At 44.5% G+C, this 21,912-nt stretch carries 20 protein-coding genes; 12 read left to right on the top strand and 8 right to left on the bottom strand.

The annotated features are described in order from the left end of the window. Positions 1 to 3 precede the first annotated feature (3 nt). Entirely contained in the window at positions 4 to 783 is a 780-nt protein-coding gene (locus MUG09_RS16285) for a DeoR/GlpR family DNA-binding transcription regulator (protein ID WP_244772492.1), read from the top strand. A 17-nt stretch (positions 784 to 800) separates the two neighbouring features. Beyond that, positions 801 to 1,664, top strand: coding sequence for a ketose-bisphosphate aldolase (locus tag MUG09_RS16280; RefSeq protein ID WP_244772491.1), 864 nt, complete (start codon positions 801 to 803; stop codon positions 1,662 to 1,664). Between the two features lie 159 nt (positions 1,665 to 1,823). Here MUG09_RS16280 and MUG09_RS16275 read toward each other — a convergent pair whose 3' ends face one another. From MUG09_RS16275 to MUG09_RS16265, 3 genes are all read right to left on the bottom strand, one after another. Further along, a complete protein-coding gene (locus tag MUG09_RS16275; protein ID WP_244772490.1) occupies positions 1,824 to 2,909 on the bottom strand; it encodes an ABC transporter ATP-binding protein in 1,086 nt (361 codons plus the stop codon). Position 2,910: 1 nt separating this feature from the next. Next, positions 2,911 to 4,614, bottom strand: a complete 1,704-nt coding sequence (locus MUG09_RS16270) for an ABC transporter permease (protein WP_244772489.1) — start codon at positions 4,612 to 4,614, stop codon at positions 2,911 to 2,913. A gap of 449 nt (positions 4,615 to 5,063) precedes the next feature. Next, positions 5,064 to 6,092 (bottom strand): ABC transporter substrate-binding protein, encoded by a 1,029-nt coding sequence (locus MUG09_RS16265; protein ID WP_244772488.1) that lies wholly within the window; start codon positions 6,090 to 6,092, stop codon positions 5,064 to 5,066. A 233-nt stretch (positions 6,093 to 6,325) separates the two neighbouring features. Between MUG09_RS16265 and MUG09_RS16260 the strand changes: the two genes are divergently transcribed. Then, positions 6,326 to 7,144: a Cof-type HAD-IIB family hydrolase gene (locus MUG09_RS16260; protein ID WP_244772487.1), complete on the top strand. Its 819-nt coding sequence runs from the start codon at positions 6,326 to 6,328 to the stop codon at positions 7,142 to 7,144. Here the strand turns inward: MUG09_RS16260 and MUG09_RS16255 are convergent. Further along, positions 7,111 to 8,091, bottom strand: coding sequence for a 1-phosphofructokinase family hexose kinase (locus MUG09_RS16255; protein WP_244772486.1), 981 nt, complete (start codon positions 8,089 to 8,091; stop codon positions 7,111 to 7,113). The two genes, MUG09_RS16260 and MUG09_RS16255, sit on opposite strands and share 34 nt — an antisense overlap. Before the next feature lie 198 nt (positions 8,092 to 8,289). On the opposite strand from MUG09_RS16255, the gene MUG09_RS16250 reads away from it, so the two are divergent. From MUG09_RS16250 to MUG09_RS16240, 3 genes are all read left to right on the top strand, one after another. Beyond that, positions 8,290 to 8,676, top strand: a complete 387-nt coding sequence (locus tag MUG09_RS16250) for a helix-turn-helix domain-containing protein (RefSeq protein WP_244772485.1) — start codon at positions 8,290 to 8,292, stop codon at positions 8,674 to 8,676. Next, positions 8,673 to 9,044 (top strand): IS66 family insertion sequence element accessory protein TnpB, encoded by a 372-nt coding sequence (gene tnpB, locus MUG09_RS16245; RefSeq protein ID WP_280529410.1) that lies wholly within the window; start codon positions 8,673 to 8,675, stop codon positions 9,042 to 9,044. Before MUG09_RS16250 ends, tnpB begins: the two co-directional genes overlap by 4 nt. A 228-nt stretch (positions 9,045 to 9,272) precedes the next feature. Then, positions 9,273 to 10,241, top strand: coding sequence for an IS66 family transposase (locus tag MUG09_RS16240; protein WP_244772483.1), 969 nt, complete (start codon positions 9,273 to 9,275; stop codon positions 10,239 to 10,241). 52 nt (positions 10,242 to 10,293) lie between these two features. Here the strand turns inward: MUG09_RS16240 and MUG09_RS16235 are convergent, their stop codons facing one another. The 3 genes from MUG09_RS16235 to MUG09_RS16225 form a co-directional block, all read right to left on the bottom strand. Beyond that, positions 10,294 to 11,745, bottom strand: a complete 1,452-nt coding sequence (locus tag MUG09_RS16235) for an FGGY family carbohydrate kinase (protein ID WP_244772482.1) — start codon at positions 11,743 to 11,745, stop codon at positions 10,294 to 10,296. Positions 11,746 to 12,242: 497 nt separating this feature from the next. Beyond that, positions 12,243 to 12,455, bottom strand: a complete 213-nt coding sequence (locus MUG09_RS16230) for a hypothetical protein (protein ID WP_244772481.1) — start codon at positions 12,453 to 12,455, stop codon at positions 12,243 to 12,245. Between the two features lie 199 nt (positions 12,456 to 12,654). Next, positions 12,655 to 14,094, bottom strand: coding sequence for an IS4 family transposase (locus MUG09_RS16225; RefSeq protein ID WP_244772480.1), 1,440 nt, complete (start codon positions 14,092 to 14,094; stop codon positions 12,655 to 12,657). Positions 14,095 to 14,545: 451 nt separating this feature from the next. Here MUG09_RS16225 and MUG09_RS16220 point away from each other — a divergent pair, with 451 nt between their 5' ends. After that, complete coding sequence (locus tag MUG09_RS16220; protein WP_244772479.1) at positions 14,546 to 16,420, top strand: IS1634 family transposase; 1,875 nt, start codon at positions 14,546 to 14,548, stop codon at positions 16,418 to 16,420. A gap of 229 nt (positions 16,421 to 16,649) precedes the next feature. Here MUG09_RS16220 and MUG09_RS16215 read toward each other — a convergent pair whose 3' ends face one another. Then, entirely contained in the window at positions 16,650 to 16,880 is a 231-nt protein-coding gene (locus tag MUG09_RS16215; protein WP_244772478.1) for a hypothetical protein, read from the bottom strand. Positions 16,881 to 17,261: 381 nt separating this feature from the next. On the opposite strand from MUG09_RS16215, the gene MUG09_RS16210 reads away from it, so the two are divergent. The 5 genes from MUG09_RS16210 (at position 17,262) to MUG09_RS16190 (ending at position 21,911) form a co-directional block, all read left to right on the top strand. Continuing rightward, positions 17,262 to 18,542: an ABC transporter substrate-binding protein gene (locus tag MUG09_RS16210; RefSeq protein ID WP_244772477.1), complete on the top strand. Its 1,281-nt coding sequence runs from the start codon at positions 17,262 to 17,264 to the stop codon at positions 18,540 to 18,542. Between the two features lie 232 nt (positions 18,543 to 18,774). Then, entirely contained in the window at positions 18,775 to 19,515 is a 741-nt protein-coding gene (locus MUG09_RS16205; RefSeq protein ID WP_244772476.1) for a carbohydrate ABC transporter permease, read from the top strand. Further along, the gene (locus tag MUG09_RS16200; RefSeq protein ID WP_244772475.1) at positions 19,508 to 20,380 is read left to right on the top strand and encodes a carbohydrate ABC transporter permease; all 873 of its coding nucleotides are present in this window, start codon (positions 19,508 to 19,510) and stop codon (positions 20,378 to 20,380) included. The genes MUG09_RS16205 and MUG09_RS16200 overlap by 8 nt, the downstream gene beginning before the upstream one ends. Continuing rightward, positions 20,377 to 21,333, top strand: coding sequence for a sugar-binding domain-containing protein (locus MUG09_RS16195; protein WP_244772474.1), 957 nt, complete (start codon positions 20,377 to 20,379; stop codon positions 21,331 to 21,333). Before MUG09_RS16200 ends, MUG09_RS16195 begins: the two co-directional genes overlap by 4 nt. After that, entirely contained in the window at positions 21,330 to 21,911 is a 582-nt protein-coding gene (locus MUG09_RS16190; RefSeq protein WP_244772473.1) for a P-loop nucleotide/nucleoside kinase family protein, read from the top strand. The genes MUG09_RS16195 and MUG09_RS16190 overlap by 4 nt, the downstream gene beginning before the upstream one ends. Position 21,912: the final 1 nt, after the last annotated feature.

Below are 21,912 nucleotides of genomic sequence, written 5' to 3'. Positions count from 1 at the left end.
AATATGATGAAAAAGGAATTTGTTGAAGAACGAAGGCTGGGAATAATACAATACATCAATCAAAAACGAAGGGCTGATGTGTATGAACTGGCTCAAGAGTTTAATGTGACCGAAGTTACTATTAGAAGAGATTTAATTCTTCTTGAAGATTCTGGAAAACTTGTTCGTACTCATGGTGGGGCAATCAGCTGTCTTGACCGTTCTATCTGGCAAACGACGAATATTAGGGCACGGTTAGAGAATGAAACAGCAGAGAAAGAAAGGATTGCAAATTATGTGGCTTCGTTGATATCTGATGGAGAAAGTATTTTTCTCGATTCAGGGAGTACTTCCTTGCTTATTGCCAGAGCGCTTCTATCTCATAAAAGATTAATGGTTGTCTCAAATTCGCCATCTGTAGCTCAGACCCTTGCTGGTGTCAATGAGAACAAGGTGCTTATTACCGGCGGTGAGCTTGAGAAGAATACTGATTCAATTATTGGTACTAGCTGTGAAGAATTTCTTAAGCAATATAGAACAGATAAAGCGATTCTAGGAATAAGTGGGATTCTTATTCCTGATGGATACTTTGCAGCCAATCCGCAGGAAGCAGCAGTAAAGAGAATTATGGGCAATAATGCAAAACGTACAATATATGCAGCTGACTCCTCAAAGATTGGGACTACTGCATTCACTTTTGTCGAATCGCTCAAGAACACCGGGCTTTTAATCACAGATACCAATATCAGTGAAGATAATCTAAAATTATTAAAACAATACGGTGCGGATGTCGTCACCGTATAAAGTAGGAGAATAGTAGTATGCTTGTAACCATGAAAGAAATTCTAGAAGTTGCACAAAGGAACAAGTTTGCCGTACCAGCATTCAACACTAGTAGCAGCATGATTCTCAAGGGAGTCATGGAAGCCTGTGAAGAAAAACTAGCCCCGGTAATCATTGCCATCCACCCGGATGAACTCTCGTTCACAAATGAAAGTTTTGTTGCTGCCGTGAGAGAAGAAGCCCATAAGGCTTCGATTCCGGTTTGCATTCATCTTGATCATGGCTCATCCTTTCAACAAGTAGTGAGGGCTATTGCGTGTGGATTTACCTCAGTCATGATAGATTCATCAACTTATTCATTTGAGCAAAACATAGAGATTACTCAAAAAATCGTAGAGCTTGCACACGCTGCCGGGGTTTCTGTTGAAGCGGAACTTGGGACAATTGGAGCAACAGGTAACGGTGGTGAGGCTGGAACCGAAGACATTATCTTTACAAATCCTAATGATGTGGAAACCTTTGTTACTGCAACGAAAGTTGATACATTGGCTATTGCAATAGGAACTGCTCACGGGATATATCCAAAAGATAAAAGGCCAAAGTTAAGGCTCGATTTGCTCAAAGAGATTACAAGCAGAACATCCATTCCTCTCGTATTACATGGAGGATCAGATAATCCCGATAATGAAATTGCTGAAGCAGTTGAGCTTGGAGTCTCAAAGATAAATATCTCCAGTGATATAAAAAAAGCTTTTTACAATAAATGCAGAGAGGTATTGCAAGATCTTTCCTTAAGAGAACCTAACGCAATCTATCCACCGTGTATCGAGTCAATGAAGCAGGTTATCTATCAAAAGATTGATCTTTTTAAAGATGCCAATAGAGCTCATCTGTATCGCTAGTTGCTTTCTTTTAATTAGCTTAAGGCCGACGGGATTGAATCCTCGTTGGCCTTAATGTTAGTAGTAGATGGTATTCTAATCTGAAATAAAAGGATCGACTCTTCTTGGATCGGTTTTGATTCCCACTTGGAAGAATAAAATTTAGAAGGTTAAACTTCCTTAAGTTTCTGGTTCAAGGATATGCAGAGACTTCTCCTTGAAGCCAAAGAAAATTGGTCCATTTTCAGGATAGATTTGCTTTGATGAAGGATTATAGTCTGAAACTTCCAGCTCCTTTCCTTGGAAGTTAATCCAATAGTCCTGGCTTACCCCCATGTAAATAGTCTTGACAACCGTCCCGGTCATATCTTCCTTACCAACTTCGATGGCTTCAGGCCGGACAACAATTTTTACTGAATCATTTACATTCCAACGAGTGTTGGTATGTACTTCGTACTTAACCTTGTCTATATCAATAACTACATCGTTTTTCTCTTTAGAAATGATTTTCCCTTCGAGAATGTTTGCTTTCCCGATAAAGTTCGCAACAAACTCATTAGCAGGATGTTGGTAAATCTCTTGAGGATTGCCCACCTGTTGGATAATGCCATCCTTGAGAATAACAATTTTGTCACTCATTGCCATGGCTTCACTTTGGTCATGAGTTACGTAAATCGAAGTAATACCAATTTCTTTCTGGATTCTTCGTATTTCATCCCGCATATGTAATCTGAGTTTTGCATCTAGATTCGATAGTGGTTCATCAAACAATAAGACACCTGGATGGAGAACCAATGCTCTAACAAGAGCAACACGCTGTTGTTGACCTCCACTCATCTGAGCTGGTACTCGTTCAGCAAAATTATCCATCTGTACAGTTTTCAATCCCTCTAAAACACGTTTCTCCATTTCCTCTTTAGAAAGTTTCTGGATTTTTAAGCCGTAAGCGATGTTATTAAAAACATTCAAATGAGGAAATAGAGCATAATTCTGAAAGACCATGCCAAGATCTCGCTTATCGGGTGTTTTTGAGATTACATCTTCCCCGTTAATCATTATATGACCATCAGAGGGCATCTCAAAACCAGCTATCATTCTCAGTAGTGTTGTTTTCCCACAACCGGAGGGTCCAAGCAAAGTGACAAACTCCCCAGGATTAATAGTCAGGTTGACATTTTGAACTGCATGGACCTTACCTCGTGTACTTGTTATAAAGGTCTTGGATAAATTTACCAATTCAACTGCTTTTGCAGAATTCTCTATCATATTAATACCCCTCATTTAGATTTATTCCAAGTGTCTTAATAAATAAGTTCATGAGTAGCATTACACCACCGACGATAACTATTAAGACCAGACAATATGCATTCGCTGCGCCATACAAACCTTGATCAACCTGATTCATAATAGCCACTGTAAGCATCTGCCAGCGAGCAGATACTAAGAAAATGATTGTACTGACCAAAGTCATCCCTCTTATAAAAGAGTAGACGAGACCGCTAAAGAAAACAGGACGAATAAGTGGGATTGTGACGGATATGAACACTTTCTGGCTTCCTGCCCCGCATATACTTGCAGCTTCCTCAATGGAAGGATCAATCTGTTTTAACGCGGCAATTGCTGATCGTGTTCCAATTGGCATGCTTCGGATAACCAAAGCTACAACTAAGATGAATCCTGATCCTGTCAGTATTAAAGGAGGTGTATTATAAGTAAGTACATACCCAAGGCCCAAAACAGTTCCAGGTAAGGCAATAGCCATGAGAATTGACCACTCCAATGCTTTCTTGCCTGGAAAATCTTTTCTAACAATCAGGTATGCAGCAACTATGCCCATGATGGCAGAAATTGGAGTAGCAAGTGCAGCCAGAATTGTTGTGTCCTTGATATAGCGCATTCCGATGGTTAATACATATTTAATCCATCGTGTAGTGAAACTGAAATCTACACCCCATAACCTAACAAACGCACCATAAGGAACTAGGAGATACATGCTTACAACAGTTACTGAAATCGCCATGCAAATGATATATACAGGTATTGTGACTTTTTTATTAGCATTCATGATTCTTTGTTTTGATGCTTTTCCTGTAACGGTGATGTAGGATTTCTTTCCGATTACACTGTTTTGTAAATAGAATGCAAGTACGCTAATCATGAGAAGAACAACAGCCAAAGCAGTAGCTCCCTGCATGTCATAACTTCCGATTCCTTGTTGGTATATTTGGACTGCCATGGTGGTGAAATTTCCACCAATAACAATTGCGTTACCAAAATCAGCAAGAGATTGGATAAAAATTAAAAGTGCTGCATTGGCTAATCCAGGTAGCATAAGCGGAATAGTAACTGTCATAAAAACACGGGCTTGATTGGATCCAAGTGCTTGAGCGGCTTCTTCTACTGATGGATCGATGTTTTGTAAAAGGTTTGTAAGCATCAAATATCCAATAGGGAAGAATGAAAGTACCTGGGTGAGTGCTAATCCCCAGAATCCATAAATGTCATTTCTCACACCAAATAATTTATAAGAAACCAACCCGCTTCTGCCAAACAATAAAATTGCTGCAAGCGAAATGACAAAGGGTGGAGATATCATAGGAAGAATGGACAATACTTTAAAGAAACGTTTATTTGGAATTTTCAGATAGGTAGTTGCATATGCAAATAAAAATGCAACAGCAGTCCCTAAAGTCGCTACAACCAACCCGAGCTTTATAGTATTCCAGATAATCTCTAGATCATAACTGCTTCGAAAAATTGCAGAATAGGACTTTAATGAAAAAGTCCCAGTTGCTTCTACACTTTCACGGAGTATCGAGAAGAGGGGGATTACAATAAACATTGCAACGATGATGGTTACAGAAATGACAGAGACAAGTAGAACTGGATCGCGTAATGAAAACTTCAATTGCTTGAAGTATCTTTTAAAACCCGAATCTTCATTGTAAAGCGCATTTTGAGATTCTTGCATAAAAGTCCTCATAATATAAAAATCATAACTTTAGGCCTTATCGGCGATATGCAATGCTCTTTTATCAGTAGCATGCAGAAGGTTGTTTATTGGGACAGTTCTCCCCAAAGGTACATCATGTAAAGGTTTATTTGAACAGCACTAAACCAAAATTTACCTATACATCTTACGAAATATCACTTAGCAAGCAATACAATATTCCCGAATTCCCTGCGTGATATGTTCCGAGCTACGGTTGCCACCAAGTCAACTCCCAACCTCTTGAGTTGATGTATTCAATTGTAATTAAAGCCGGTACGAATATTGAAATCATGTAGAATTCATCTCCCGAAGCATCATATTGAACAGACATATCAATACTTTGGATTCAGTTAATGAATTCGATAGGAGATTTGTTTAACAGAGAAATGCTGGGTTGCCGAAATGGCACCCAGCATACTGCGTTAATCTCATTTTGGAGGAGCTGTTCTGGTCAGTTGATTGAACTTATTCAAGAAATCAGAGCGATTGGCACCAGACCATGCGTCATCCTGATTAATTAGTTTTGCATTCTTGATAGACTCAACTTCCTTGGGCGGGCGTGCGTTGGGGTTTGTCAAGAACTGCAAGGCATTAACAGTTTGCCCTATTTCTTGAGCTTCTGCGGTTAATACAAAATCAACGAATTTTTTTGCTGCTGCAAGCTGAGGAGCTCCCTTAATTATACCAACAGCACCAATCTCATAACCTGTTCCATCCTCTGGAGCTGCAATTACGATATGATCATATCCTTCACGCTTAAAAGCTACTGCATCATGCAAGTATCCAATGGTCAGCGCTGTCTCGTGCAGCTGAACCATTCGGCCACCAGCTGAACCACTCTTGGTATACTGACGAATATTATCATTCAGTTTGAGTAGGTAATCCCATCCTTTTTCTTCGCCTTGTAGTTGAAGAATTGTGGTAAGCATATTGTATGCAGTAGAGGATGAACCGGGGTGAGCCATGACAATTTCACCCTTAAAGGCAGGATTTAACAAGTCGTTCCAGGTTTTTGGCATTGCAACATTATTTCTTTTAAGCCAGTCACCATCAGCATAGAAACCTAAGTAACCGCTATAAATACCTGTCCAAGCACCATTGGGATCTTTAAATTTGTCACTGATAATTGCAGCATTGGGACTGACATAACGTTCCAGCAATCCATTATTATCAGCTTCGATAAATGTCAGGGAACCACCGCCATACCATACACTAGCTTGGGGATTCTGACTTTCTGCCTTGATTCGAGCAAAAATCTCTCCACCACTCATACGAACATACTGAGTTTTAATTCCAGTAGCTTTCTCAAATGCCTGACAAATTGCAGCACCGTGTTCTTCGAGCAACCCAACATAGACTGTTAATGTCTGTGGTTGTTCATTTGAGCCTTGTGCAAACATCGGGGTCATTGCAACAAACAAAACCATGATGATGAGTAGAGCAATACTTTTTTTCATCATCTCCTCCTTGATTTTCTTGGCATACGCCAAAATTGCTTAGTGCCATGCGAAAGCACACACTTGCTTTTTTATACATTTATAGTGAGACTAGTTTACACTGCTGTCAAGGAAAAACGCGATTTATTTACCCTCTATCTGTTTTTTTATGATTAAAACTGATTGTATTAATCATTGACAGTATTGTTGTTCAATCATACCTTACAAGAAATACATTATTAAAGGTAGAATGAATGCAATCATCAATAATTACAACAATACTCATGGATTTGGATGGGACATTGCTGTCTTCCCATAAAACAATACTTCCCTATACAAGAAACGTGCTTATGGAGGTAAAGCGCAGAGGCATATTGCTTGGATTTGCATCAGGGAGAAGCGCTGTTTCTGCACAAGCCTATACCCAATCAATTTCATCTCAATTACCACTTACTGTATTCAACGGATCAATAATTATTGACCCAGATTCGAATGGGAAGCTATATTCGGTTCACCTTGATGACTTCATTGTTTTTCAACTTATTAAGATTACAAGAAATACAGCATTAAGACTTCATCTCTATACAGAGAACCAGGTCTATTTAGATATGGAGGATTCTCTTCTTTATAAACAATTGGATCCAATTGCATATGAAACATGCCAGCCGATCAGCAATGCATTTATGAAAAGTGAACCTATTGTCAAGGCAATGATCACAGGCAGAGAAACAGAGAGTCTCGGTCAGGACTTGCTTGGTGAGTTAGCTCATAGGTATCCAGAATCCTTTACAGCTGTCTCGACTTTTAAGAACCATATTGAAATTATGAATAGCAAGGCAAATAAGAGAAATGGTCTTGATCTCATTTCTAAAAGAATGAATATTCCGCTTTCCTCGATGCTTGCTTTTGGGGATGCAGAAAATGATCGTGAAATGCTTATGTCTGTGGGCTGGGGAGTGGCAATGGGCAATAGTTCAAATTTATTGAAAGCCTGCGTAGATGATGTAACTGCGGATAATGACAATGACGGTATAGGTCACTACCTTGCAAAATTTTTCAAACTATTATCATAGAGACTGCCAGGAGTTATGCAAGTTGCATTAAGTGCTGCTGCATTTAGTGCTGTATCTAGTGCTTGTGAAAAACACTGCTCATTAATATATGCATGCACCAACCCGGCAGTGAAAGCATCGCCACAACCGATGGTATTTATTGCCTTTACTTTTTTTGCCGGTATTTCATACCAACTAACTCCATCATAAGCCCAGAGATCTTTGGACCCGTGGGTTATGATTGTCATTGTTTGATATTTATCATACAACTCTTTCATAATTTGAGAAACCTGTTGCTTCAAATGCCCAGAATCTTGTTGTTCCGCTATCACATCATAGGATGGAAAAAACGTTGAACAGAACTCCGATAGATTTGGCTTGATTATATTCGGTTTCATGCTTAAGGATCTTTTAAGATCCTCGCCACGATAATCCAATACTACAAATTTTCCTGTATCTTTTGCCTCTTTAACCATCTGTGCGTAAAGATTTTCAGAATAGCCGGGGGAACGAGTGCCTGAAAAAATTACTGCATCTACTTCTTTTAGGTGCTTTGTATAGAGATGCCTAATCTCTTCTTCTGTTCCTATCTGCACGGATTCAGACTCTTGAATCAACTCGGTGGTTGAAAAAACTTCAGTCTGTAATATGGTAATGCAAGTTCTAATTGGACTATTGCTATCTGTCCAGACGATATTTACTTTATCTTTATTGGCAAGTTCTAGAAACTCTTGAATACGACTCCCTCCAAGGTGGCTTAACAACGTACAATTGGTTCCAAGCTGAGTGAGAACTCTAACAACGTTCATCCCCTTTCCTGAGGCATCCAATCGATGCAATCGAGTCCTGTTTACTTCACCTATCTGGAGCCGTTTATACACTAGAGTTTCCTGGAAAGTAGGATTAAGGCAGACTACCAATACTTGATTCTTATATGATTTCATCGCTTTGCAACCTCTCTCTTTCATGAATGTATCAGAAGAATGCAAACCATGGCTACAGATTTACTAAAAATTTGGCTCTATCATAAATCCTGTGGGATTCTCTCAGCCACAGGGTTCCTGACATAGCCTTTCCTGCTGGCATCAAAGAGGTGAGCATCAAACCAAATACACCATACCCAGGGGATGCTGCAACTCTGTAACATAGGCTACGGAGGATTGAAGATGCAAGGATTCAAAGCATATTCGCAAGAGAGCAAGCTGGATATAATCACGAGATTCCAGCAATCGGGAGCCACACTCATATCATTCTGCAGCTCACCCGACATACCCGTATCAACCAAGACGCTTGGAAGGTGGGTGAGGGAACTAGAAGGGGGAACGAACGGCAAGTCCAAGATGAACCCGGGCAAAGCGGAATCCGAGGATCCCCGCATGGTGTGCTACACCATTGGAACGGGCGGCAGTCGCAAAGCCGAGAGTGGTCTGAGCCTTGAGGAGATGATTGCATTCCAGGCAGACGTGCATGAGTGCAGCACTCGTTTGTACCGGCTTTCCTATACAGAAGGAAACAGGAGGATGCTGGCGGAGCTGAGGCGCAAGCTCTCATGAGCCTGCCGTTCGACACGAGCCTGGAGGGAAAGAAGATCTTCCTCAGGGTAGGGGCCACCGATTTTCGTCGGGGGGTCCGCGGCATGGTATCGCTGGTGGTGGGAGCGATGAACATGAGCATGGACGAGCAGTCGATGTTCGTGTTCTGCTCAACCAACAGGAAGCAGATGCGCATCGTCTACTGCGAGGGGGCCGGGTGCTGGATGCTCTGCAGGTCCATCCGGTATGGCTGCTATTGCTGGCCCATGGACAAGAGCTCTGCGGCACAGATGACGGAGGGACAGCTGAGGGATTTGCTGTCAGACCCCGTTCCGCTGGAACAACTCAAGGCGCGCGCACTGGTGACCCGGATGGACCTGCACATCTGAGAAAAATCATGTAAATTTATATTCGGTGTGTATTTGCCGAGGACAGCCATGGTCCTGTACGCCCTCTTTTCTGCATTTTGGTGTTTTTGCTGAAGACCGGCCAGGGCCCGACAGGCAGCTGCCACAGCTTCCCGCTGGGTAGTGTTTTTAGAGGCAATCGCGTGTCTAAATTGTTTGCATGAAAAGAGTTGTGTTGACTAGTTTTGCAGAATCCGATACAATTCCCCCATGACGAACGAAGAGGAACTCACCCGGCTGCGCATGCGCGTCACCGAGCTGGAAAAGGCGAACGCGAAGGAAAGGAAGAAGATTGACGCCCTCGACAAGAAGATCGGATCACTCGTGAAGGAGAACGCCGAGCTGAGCGAGGATGTGCAGGTCCTTTCGCGGGCGGTGCGCGCCGGCGAGGAGAAACTGCGGCTCAGCCTTTTCCTCAGGTTCGGCAGTTCCAGCGAAAAGTACCGCAAGCTCTTCAACATACCCGTAGAGCTCCTTTGCAAGGAAGAGGAAGGCTCTCTCAGCGAGGAGGAGAAGAAAATCCTCGCACAAGCCAAGCAGGCGGTTGAGCAGCAATGCGCCAAGAACGAGACTGGATCACAGGAAACGGGGGGCAGGAACAGAAACCCCGAAAGCCGCAGGCGCGGCAACGGCTGCGGCCGGCAGGGTTTCGACCCCTCATATCCCAGGCAGCGCAAGGAATTCATGCTTGCCGACACGTGCCAGAGCTGCGGCGCAGGCCTTGTCGACATCGGCAGCCCCGACGTGCATGAGCACATCGACATCGTGCGCAACAGCCTGCACATCATCCAGCAGGCAAGGCACAAGGGCTACTGTCCCGATTGCGGCGAGACCCATGACGCCAAAGGCGTCAGGAAACGCACCATCATCACCGCCTCGGCCCCCAGTCGCTTCATCCCCGGAGGCCTTGCCGGCGACAGCCTCGTCGCCGCATCCCTGGTCGACAAGTTCTTCTACGGATTGTCCGTCACCAGGATATCGAAGCGGTTCAGGAACCTTGGCATCGAGCTGAGCGAGCAGAACTTTGCGAACTGGCACCTGCGGGCCGGTTCGGAGCTGAAACCCGTGGCGCAGGCGATCAGGGACTACATACTCACCCAGCCTGCAATAAACGGAGACGAATCGAGACTGCAAGTCCTTGACGAGAAAGGGCGCAGCGACACCCTCGATTCCTGGTGATTGAACCAAAATAATTCTTGACATTGTAAGGTGAAATGGAACTGTTACTTCTCTAGCTTTTCATTGTTTCACGAAGCTTCAGATATTGAATTCGTGCATCTTTGATCGCAGGTTTCAACCGGAGGGATGGTTCAACGAAGGTACATCTTTCTTGGAGATTGGAGACAATCTTTAACATTGTATCATCCTTACAAGCTACCAATCCGACTATCAAAGCTCCAAGAGCACTGATCTCAGCTGTAGGTAAAACCGTAATACGACAATTACATGCCGTAGCCAGGTATTCCATGAACAGCGTATTATCAGTTATTCCTCCTCCACTGATGAAGGTCAGTGCTTTTTTTGTCGTGGAGAATCTATAAAGGTCGTCCTGCATTAATTTGGTAAGGCTTGCTAGGTACAAATATGTATTGTGCAGAAGACTTGTAATGTCTCCGTTCAAATCCACATTATGGAAATTTACCTCCCCGGTTCCCGTTGTTCCAAGGATGAAGTCTCCATCACATGTGATGAGTGTGCGGCATTGCGTAGGAATGCATTGTAATAACATTTCATTGATGTCCTGAAACTGGTAGTTAGAAATTCCCTGTTGTCCTATACGCTTAACATACGCAAGTAAGCTTCCAAACATTCTAAATGATCTTGTGAGAATGAAAGAATCTTGAGAAAAGCCTGGAAGCAGACAACCTCCTGTTGGGTTGTAAGTTATATGGTCGGAAATATCAACATGGCTTTCAGATCCTGAAATCATGGTCAATACGGCAGAAGTTCCCATGGAATCATAGAAAAGAGGAATGGATTTTCCATCCTGAGAGAAGATCTTTTCAATTCCAAAGAGGCCAACCATATGATCATGTCCCCCAATACCATGGACTATTCCGTCTTTTCCTGATACTGCGGTCCCTATCATTGCAAGCCGTCCAGGTTCCTTCATATTGAAGGCCTCCAACAAAGGTACTATCCACTGTTTTGTATGAACATTGAACATATAAGAACGGGAAGCTTGAGTATAGTCCCATACTCCTTCACCAGTCTTGCGATATACTTGGTAGGCTGTCATCGGAAGCCACAGGTCTACTTCCCGGCATTCTTGGAAATGATCTCTCATCCATAGAATCTTGTCCAAAGAGAATAATCCATTATGGACGGTACCGGTGTTTTCAAAACCACAGTACTGTTTCATGATATCGCGTTGGTGTGGTGTAGATGTGATGCTCGCAACACTCCACAGAGGACAGTCGAAACAGATTTTGCCATTTTTGATAGGGATGACACTTTCCCCGATACTCGAATAACCAATGGAACGGATTGAATACTTACTTTGGACTTCAGTGATAAACGAATCAATCAAAGAATCAATTCTATGTACATCAAAGAATTCAAGAGAGTGAATGAGATGTTTCGGAGTCTTATCTGTCAACCGTAGTACGATTGTCCCATTCGTATCCATGACTAGACATTTTGTATTTGTAGTCCCAATGTCGATTCCAACATGACAGTTCATATATCCCTCCTGATACTTGGTTACTCAAAGTTCGCATACTGCTAGGCCCTAGAATTTTGGATGAAAAGCAAAGGAAAAATTTGGAGATTAATTAATAATTACATATAATATATAGACATAAGCTCGAATATCTCGTATAATGGATGTACTATAAACCTATACAAGACAAGGAGCTTATGCCTAACATGTTGAGGGATTTTACCAACAATACCGATGCCATTACAAGTCAAGTCAGTGCTTTTTCCCAGAGATTTAAATTACACTTTCCCTTCTTTCGACACTATATAGAGCCAATTTCAAAATAACAAATCGGCTAATAAATATGCATCCATTCATGCATAACGATGCAATATCATCCAGTCCAGATTGTTCAATAGCCAAGCAATGAGAACCGCGATGACTTTCAGTCGACCTTAAGTACGATAGTATGGTTTTCGGGCATGAGCAGGCCACCCTTGCAAGCAAGAGGGTGCATGTTCAACGCTTTCCAAGTTCTCTCAAGCCGGTTTGCCGACCCTCGCTTCCTCCCTGGCCAGCAGGACATTGCGGGCTTTCTTCAGGGTTGTCAGCAGGATTGCCAGCTCGATGTCATACCTTGCATGGCGGCCCCTTCTGTAGATCTTGTCGGGAAGGTACCCGTCCTTGAGTTCACTGTTGGTTCTCTCAACGGTGGTCCAGGCCTTGTATCTTGCCGCTTCCAGCTTGTCCATCGGTGGTGCGGATTGTTGGCTTCCACATTAAACAATTGCACAACTCTTAATATTATCAAGGTGTCTTAGACAAAGTATCACTTTATATAGTATGATGTTGGCATCATAGGAAAGGAGAGGGGAGCAGCCTCCAACCAAAGATGCCTGCTCCCCAAACTATAAACATAGTACTGTATTATCACTCAAAGTTCGCACATGCCTAAGCAGCTAGATCCAGACAGGTTTTCAGCCTCTCAGGCAGTTGCTTGAGGAATTTGTTCATCGCTTCATTGAGCTTTCCCGGTGGCATGGCATATTCAGAAGCGAGGGTCTCGACGAACAATGTCAACACCAGTTCAATGGCATGAAAGAGAGCAGTATCTTGGACCTCTTCCAGGAGTTGGTAGAACAGTTCACCGAAACCTATTTCATCAGAGTTCTGGCGGTTCAGCCAGGAGAGCATCGCATATTGGAACATGACTATGGCGGTGCTGGCATGGATTTCTGAATAATCCAGCGATTGGGTGCTCTTTTGCAGGCGCAGGAATGACTTGCAGGTATGGAACATTGTTTCTATCCCCCATCGGCTGCAGTAATATTCAACTATCTGGTCCTCTGACAGGCTGTTGTCTGTGCAGAGAATCGCCAGGTATTCACTCTTCTTGTTCCTGTTCCTGACGAACACGATTTTCGATTCTTGGTTGGGTTTCTCATCCTTGTTGATCAGTGAGATGGCAGCGGAGAACAGGAATTTCCTGCCTTTCGAGTCGTCATTTCCGGCCTTTCGGTCCAGTTTGCGCTGGAGCCTCTCCTCCTTGGCGCACATGCGGAAAATCTGGCTGAGCTTTCTCCTTTCTCCCTTGTAGAGATAATAGGTGGAGGAGTTTTTCAGCATGCAGATCACCTCGTATCCCTTGTCTCTGATGGCGAAGATGGTGACGGGGTTGGCGAACCACTTGTCGCACAGCAGGTACCGGGCCTGGAGATTCGCCGCTGCAGCGACATCCAGAAGGTCCAGCAGCGTGTCGTTCATCTTCTGTTTTGCCAGCTTGCGTATCTTGAAGCCAAAGGTTTCCTTTTCTTTGGCGGTAAGCCCTTTGGATCCCCTGAGCACCTTCGTATCGTCGCATGTGCTCATATTGCAAAAAGATACGGGAAGGACCGATACGCCATCGGTCCAGGCAAGGGTAAGCATCCTGAATCCCTTGTAGTAGCGTTTGAGGGCATGGTCCCAGTTCTTGGCGCTCAGCTCCACCTTCTTGGACCTGTTGCGACAGTAGCTGCTGTCATCGGCCACCAGGAAAAAAGGCTTTTGCACTCCCTTGCAATCGTTGCGGCATATCGGGCGGAAATCCTTGTCGATGATCTCTTTGGCCAACAGGGAAAGGAACCGGTTCCAGTCCATCTTCATGGATTGGAGGAACCGATGGCTTGTATCCTTTTTCACCATGTTCCCGTACTTGCGGGTTTTTTGATCCCTGTTCATGGATATTCCACAGAACAGCAGGGTAGACAGGTAGGAGAAGACCTTCCGGACTTCTATGCCCTTTTGTTTGTGTGCACCACAATGGCGAAGGATGGCTCCGACTTTAAATCTCTGGGAAAAAGCACTGACTTGACTTGTAATGGCATCGGTATTGTTGGTAAAATCCCTCAACATGTTAGGCATAAGCTCCTTGTCTTGTATAGGTTTATAGTACATCCATTATACGAGATATTCGAGCTTATGTCTATATATTATATGTAATTATTAATTAATCTCCAAATTTTTCCTTTGCTTTTCATCCAAAATTCTAGGGCCTAGCAGTATGCGAACTTTGAGTTATCATGTGAAACTGAAAGAATTACAAGCTCAAGGGAAAGCCTACCGCTGGGAACGCCCCAGCCATTGTCCTGGTTGCAATGGCATCCGGTTGTGGGGCCATGGATATGTATTCCACACTTTGACAGCAGCATAAGCTAAGCCCAAACCCCAGAACCACACGCCAGCCACCCCAGGGTGGTTTTTTCTTGCCCATACCCCTAGGTTTTCAAAACATTTCTTTGTACGCATACGTTAACTTATTTACAACCATGCTTGCATCATGTATACTGATGGCAAGGAGTGACCCATGGCCTACGCAGTAACCAGGAACGAGCTCAAGAGCGGCGATACGATCTATTACATCAACACCGTCAGCAGAATCCCGGGGGAGAAGACCAAGCGCAAGACGGTCATGGTGGAGAAGTACTCCGCCAACGAACTGCGGGAACTCGGCGAGCAGGACCCGCAGGCCTATGTGAACCGAAGGGCCGACGAGCTACGCGAGATGTCCAGGAATGTCGTCAGGACGATGAACTACCAGGTCGACTTCACCATCAGGCTCAGCCTTTCCGGGGAGGGCGACCTGCAGGTTTCCGACGACTGCAGGAACCTCGGGTTCGCCGCCTACTCGAGGCTGTACCACCGCCTGGAGCTTGACGAGTTCGTCAACAACCGGCGCAGGTACCTGGACTGCGGGTTCAACATCAACGTCATCTTCCAGCACCTGCTCTACTCGCGATGCCTGTGGCCGGCCTCCAAGAAAAACACCTGGGAGCACAAGGATCGGTTTTTCGGCGACACGGGCTACGGCCTGCAGGACGTCTACCGGAGCATGGACCGCCTGCTGCAATGGAGGACCGACCTGCTGAAGCACCTGGACGCCAAGGTGAAGGAGAAGTTCGGAAGACGGGACACGGTGGTGTTCTACGACGTCACCAACTACTACTTCGAGCGGGACGAGGCCGACGACGAGGACGGGCTGAGGGCCAAGGGCCCCTGCAAGGAGCACCGGCCCGAGCCCATCATCCAGATGGGCCTGTTCATGGACGAGCTTTCCATTCCCATCGCCTACGAGCTGTTCAGGGGCAACACCAACGACTGTGAGACGCTTCCACAGGCCATGGACAACAGCATCATCGACTTTTCCGACAGCAGGAAGATCGTGGTGGCGGACAAGGGGATGATGAGCTACTACAACATCATGAAGATCCGGGATGCACGGAACGGGTATGTGATCAGCCAGTCGATACGCAAGTCCGACTCACAGACCAAGGAGTTCGCGCTCTCGTGCGAGGGGTGGGAGCGTACGCTGGACGACAACGGCAACGTGGTGTCGATGATCAAGGAGAGGACGATCCCCAAGAGGGCCTCTGCATACGGCGATATGGATGACAGCAGGCATTCGGGAATCTACAACGAGAGGCAGGTGTTCATCTGGAGCAGGAAGTACAGCGACAGGGCGAAGCGCGAACGGCAGGCGGTGGTCGAGAAGGCGCTCCAGTCCGAGGGAAAACGGTCGAAGGAATTCAAGGACTCCAGCTACGGCAAGAGCAAGTACCTGAGAAAGAGCCCCGTCAAGGCGGGGGAGCTGGTACAGGCCGACTGGTGCCTCTACGAGTTCGACGCCGCGAGGCTGGAGGAGGACGAGAAGTACGACGGCTACTACCTCATCTGCACCAACGTCATCGGGGTCGAGGACGAATCCGGGATAAACCCGGACAAGCCGTCCGGCCATGCATACTACCGGGATTCGGACGGGTTTTTGGTGCTCAACCATGTGGTGCCGGCCTCGGAGATAGCGGACATCTACGGAGGGCTGTGGAAGATCGAGGAGACGTTCAAGGTCACCAAGACGGGGATGTTGTCGTTGAGGCCGGTGTTCCACAGCAGGCAGGACAGGATCAGGGCCCACTTCCTTATCTGTTTCATTTCCCTGGTCCTGGAAAGGCTGCTGGAGCTGCAGCTCGGCTGGCAGTACTCGGCCAAGTCGATACAGGAGTCGCTTTCCAGCTTCAACGCCCTGCAGCTTGCAAACTCAAACATCTACCAGGTCGCATACTATGACGTGATAGTCGACACCATACTCAAGACCCTGGATATAGACATATCAAGGAAGTTCCTGCAGCAGTCGGACATCAGAAGAATCATCGGGCAGACCAAGAAAAAAGATTACGAAGGCTAAATCTATCCAACCATATTTGTGTTTTGGAAGGGCAAAATAAAAGCTTGCATCTGAATAAGTTGAAAGCTTTTTTCTGGGTTTTAGCTGTCAAAGTCAGGATTCTAATGCCGAAACCCCTATACTGCAAAACAAATCTGTGGAAACAGCCATTCTTGTGATATTAGAAAGTTGGACTCAATAGCTGGTTCCTCTTGCATGTGCTTCCCCACGGCTTCACCAGGATTCGCCACTACGGCTTGTACTCGTCATGCAACAAGAGCAAGCGGCTCGAGTTGTACCGTATGGCACTAGCCGCAAGGTTTCGCAGCAAGCGGAACAAGAAGAAAGACAAAAACCTTGAGACACCCTTTGAGCTTGTCCTCAGGATTCTCGGCCGCGACCCGAGATTCTGTCCCAGGTGCGGGAGTCTGCTAAACCAGCAGGCACTGGCCCGGGCTTCGCCGGCCTGACATTCTCTCATACCACCACCTCCATTGTCGTTGCCCCCGGTCCTGGGGGTAAGGGGGTGCTTGTCTCAATTCCTTCCGTCACACTTCGATTCATACCGATTCGGGCCACCTCGGCCCTTCTTCCCAACGAAAACCGTACAAGGGTGATCGATAGTTCCCCCATAGCATGACACACACGGTTTAGTACACCGAAATTATCTGCAACCAGCCACACAAAGAACCAGTACAAGTGTTCGGGTCCTTCATACCCAGCATTTCATTGAGGTGTCTGGTTACGATAATTTGCTATTCAAACTGTTCTACTTGCAATTAAGTAAAATTAATGTAAACTATATAAAGTTACAAATGAAACAAAAAAATAAGTTTCATTATTAACAATAAAGGAGTATTACATGAGAATGATGAGAAAAACTCTCAGCGTCACTTTGGTTTTGATGCTTGTAGCAGGGGTCATCTTTGCTGCTGGATCAAAAGAGACTACTAGTTCCTTAAAACCGCAGAAGATACGAGTCTTGCTTTGGGATTCGACATTCAACTCAAACATATTACCGAACGAGATTGAAGCAAAGTTTGAAGCGGTATATCCTGATTATGATGTGGAATTCGAGAAAGTTGCATATGACAGTCTCGACAAGCAGATCTTGCTGGCACATGCTTCTGGCAACGATTATGATGTCATTCAGGTAATAACTACTTCATTGAACCCGTTGTATGCCGGTGGCGTTCTTGCCCCTATGGATTCACTTCTGGCAAAAACTAATTTGGATTTTTCCACGTGGTCCCCGGCAGCTATAGCTGCTGGCAAGATCAAAGGACAGGTTTTTGGGCTTCCATTTGACCCAGATTGTCGTATTTTGGCCTATAATGTAAACATCCTTAATCAAATAGGATTGTCCGCTCCTCAGACCACCAATGATATGCTTACCATCGCTAGGACTGCTTATGAGAAGCTCGGCGTATATGCAATGGCAGGTCAAATTAGTAAGAATGTTTTTTGCATGTATGATCTAGGTGGATTCATGCTCAGTTTCGATGCAAAGGTGTATGACGAAGTAGACGGCAAGTATGTTGCCCAGCTTAATACTCCTCAGGCGCTTGAGTTCTTGAAGTGGGCGGTTGAGATGTACAAGTATATGCCAAAAGATACGAACATCAATGATACTTTGGCTCGTTCAATGTTTGCTCAAGGCAAGGTGGCGATGTTATGGTGGACGCCTTCTCAAATCAAGAGTGTCATTCCTCAGTTCCCCAACCGCAAAGATCTCGAGTTCTCCGTCATGCCAATGGGACCGACTGGAGTTCGTGGATCTGCCATGGGTGGCTATCATTGGGGGATTGGCGCTGGTTCAAAGAACAAGGAAGCAGCAATGACTTTCCTCGAATTTGTCCTGCAACCGGAAAATCAAGCTCTGATAGCAAGAGGCCTGCCGGCTGATACGAATGCGTTCGATTATCCTCCATATAATGTATCTGACTACGATATGTTCCGTGAGCAACTTGCCAGCAGTGCCTATCCTGCTCCCCTGATTTCTGTCTTCACTCGCATTGCAGAAACTTGGAACCGCCGTTTTCAGGAAGCTCTGTTGGGTATTGTTACTCCAGAAGCAGCCGTCCGACTAGGCCAAATCGAAGTCCAGGAAATCCTTGATGGATTCAACAAAGATCTGAAATAATTATTACAACGTGTTTGATAGATTCGTAGCGGTGGGATTCCCCCACCGCAATTAGATTAATCGTCCAAATAAGGAAATATAAATGCTTGTCAGGAATAAATACAGCATAGTTCCATATCTTCTCATTCTTCCAGCTTTACTGATGCTTTGCATATTCATGATTTATCCCATGATAATGAATGTAATACTAAGTTTTCAGAATTATAGTCTATTACAGGTTGGAAAGTCAAATGTGGGCATTTCCAATTACATCAAGTTGTTTTCAGATATCCGAGTATGGGCAGCTGTTCAGCGGACATTTATTTGGACGTTCTTCAATGTTGGTAGTGCACTTCTTCTTGGTCTTGGTTCTGCACTATTGCTCAGCGGAGGCTTTCGAGGTTCAGGGTTTATTAAATCACTTGTGCTGATTCCTTGGGTCCTTCCTTCAGTCATCACCGGGTATATCTGGTCTCTCATGCTGCAGGAAGATGCGGGAATCATAAGCTATTGTCTCAAGTTGCTTCAAATCGTTCCGAAGGACTTTTCATGGTTCAGAACCGGTGCGACTTCCATGGCAGCGGCCATTATGGCCAATACCTGGCGAGCTTTTCCATTTTTTACCTTAATGTTGTTTGCAAAGCTCAACACAATTCCTCAAGATCATGTCGAAGCAGCAACCATAGAAGGTGCAAACCGAAAACAATTATTTCGATATGTCACATTCCCTTATATCAAGTCGACGATAATTACTTGTACTTATTTGTGTTTTATTTGGTCGTTCAACGCGTATGATATCTTAAAAGTAATGACAAATGGAGGCCCAGCTGAACTGACAACAACTATGTCGATAATGGTACAACGTGAAGCGTTTCAGTATTATGAGATCAGCAATGCATCGACAATGAGTGTCATAATGTTTTTCTTGATGGTCGGTATCATCGTCATAGTCAATCTTGCTGGAAAACTGTTAAGGAAGGTAAGGCATGTCTAGGAAAACGAATCCTAATAATTCATCTTTCATGCTCATTCGTAGCAGGAGGAGTGCTCGTCAGAAACTATTAATTGCGGTCCTGGCAATAGTTCTTTTCTTGATTATTGTATTTCCTTTCTACTGGATTGTATTATCATCATTTAAAACGTTCCTTGAAATTTTTGAGGTTCCGCCTAGTATCATACCAGTCCGTCTTGATCTCTTCAATTATATTGAAGCATTTGAGGTGTATCAAATCGGGACGTTTATTCTAAACAGTCTCTTTGTAACAATTATAACAGTCCTCTGTACGACGATCATTTCTACCTGTGCATCTTTCTCAGTAACCCGTTTAGAGTTCAAGGGAAGCAAGCAATTTCAGAACTTTCTCAAGATGACACAGATGTTCCCGGTAGTTGTACTGTTGGTACCACTCTTTTTGATGTGTGCCAAATTGAATCTTTACGGAACTCAGGGTTCGTTGATACTGCCCTATATCGCATTGCAGATTCCTGTATCCGTCATCCTGCTTTCAACGTATTTTGTCGATATCCCAATGGAGATAGAAGAAGCTGCGATTATCGACGGTTGTAACCTCTTCCAAACTTTCACGTACGTAATGCTCCCTCTTGCTGTAAGTGGCATTGTCGCCGTTAGCATATATACCTTCATTCAGGTTTGGCAGGAGTTTCTCATCGCCTCGTCATTTATTACGAAACATTCAAGTTATACGTTAACAGTCGGACTAACTACATTCCATGGTGAATTCATCAACTGGGGAGGACTCATGGCCACAAGTGTTATAATAGCTGTTCCTGCAATGGTATTATTTACCGTGTCCCAAGATTTTTTCATCAACCGACTTGCAGGAGGTGTCAAAGAATGATATCCAACGAAAAACTATTTGCTGTCGCCGTCGCCTACTACCTCAACGGGCGTCGGCAAAAGGAAATTGCAGATGAATATGGTGTCTCACATGTACAGGTTGGCAAATATCTCAAGCTCGCGCATGATCGGGGTATTGTAGAAATCAATATAAATCCTCCCTATGTCACCAAGGACGAACAAAAGCGTTATTCCTTGCTTTTCAAAGAAATCTATGGATTGCCTGAACTTGTTCTTGTCCCTGGTGCGAACAGTGAGAAACATATGTATTCATTTTTGGTGGAAGGAGCTTCAGAGTACCTGTTGCGGTCTTTTCCAAAAAGCCAAACTAATGTTGGATTTGGCTTAGGGAGGACAATGAATGAGATATCCTCTTACAAGGTCAGAACTACAGATCGACGTAATAGTTGGAGATACTATCCAGTATTGAATTACAACTTAATATGTAATCGTACGCTTGACGACAAATTAGACTACTTTGATTATCGGAACATCACTGAGAATTTCATTAGGTTCTGGGGTGGCCAGACAGATCGGAATTTCATGGAGCTCGTCCGCCAGGAGATCAATCAGGAATCCCCAACCTTCGATGTCACCGAGTATTGGAATTCTCTGGACATAATAATCGGTGGTATCGGTGTACCGTTTTCTCGCGAGCCAAATGTCAGAAAGGCGATGTTTGGAGAGAAAATCACCGGTGAGTTGCGAGGCAAGGATATTACAGGAGATTATCTGAATTATTTTTTCGATACTGAAGGAAATGTTTATGAACCGATAATGCATGGACGCCAAATGATGCCCTGGAATAAGATACAGGCTGTCAAGCACAAGATTGCCATCGCTGCTGGATATCAGAAAGTTGCGAGCATCATCGGTCTCTTAAAGTGTCAGACTGTTGATACGCTTATCACTGATGTATCAACAGCCCGAAATATTTTGGAGTACGCAAAATGATATATGCAAATAAACCTTGCTTGATAGTAATCGCTGGATTACCAGGAACTGGCAAGTCGACTATTTCCAAGAAGCTGGCAATGGAGCTTCATTGGCCGTATTTCGACTATGACACACTTAATGCTTCTCATCTTAAGCGTATTGAAGCAGAATACGGTATCTCAGACAGCAAACTGGCTTTCTATCGAAAATGGCGGGACACAAGCTATGAGACATTATGGGCACCTGTGATAGAAAATTTAAACTTGGGTATTGATTGCATTTTGTCTGCACCTTTGACGAGAGAAGTTCGTGACGCAAGGTTTTTCTCTGTACTTCAAAAAGATTTTTTAGAACGCCAAATATATACGATTGGAATATATCTCGTACCAGATAGCGAACTACATTTTGAAATGATACGGTCTCGCAATTCGGATAGGGACGGGGAGATTATTGAAAACTGGTATTCCTATTACAGTAATCAGGACACCAGTTCTCCCTCCTGGGATGCAAACATGAAATTGGTGTTGACTTATCGAAGTTCGGACCAAGCGTTCCAGCAAGCATTGGATGCGATTAAATCTAGATTAGTGGAGTAAG

Origin of the sequence: Sphaerochaeta associata, assembly GCF_022869165.1 — a bacterium.
Taxonomy (GTDB): domain Bacteria; phylum Spirochaetota; class Spirochaetia; order Sphaerochaetales; family Sphaerochaetaceae; genus Sphaerochaeta; species Sphaerochaeta associata.
This window is presented reverse-complemented; position numbering and strand designations above follow the sequence as displayed.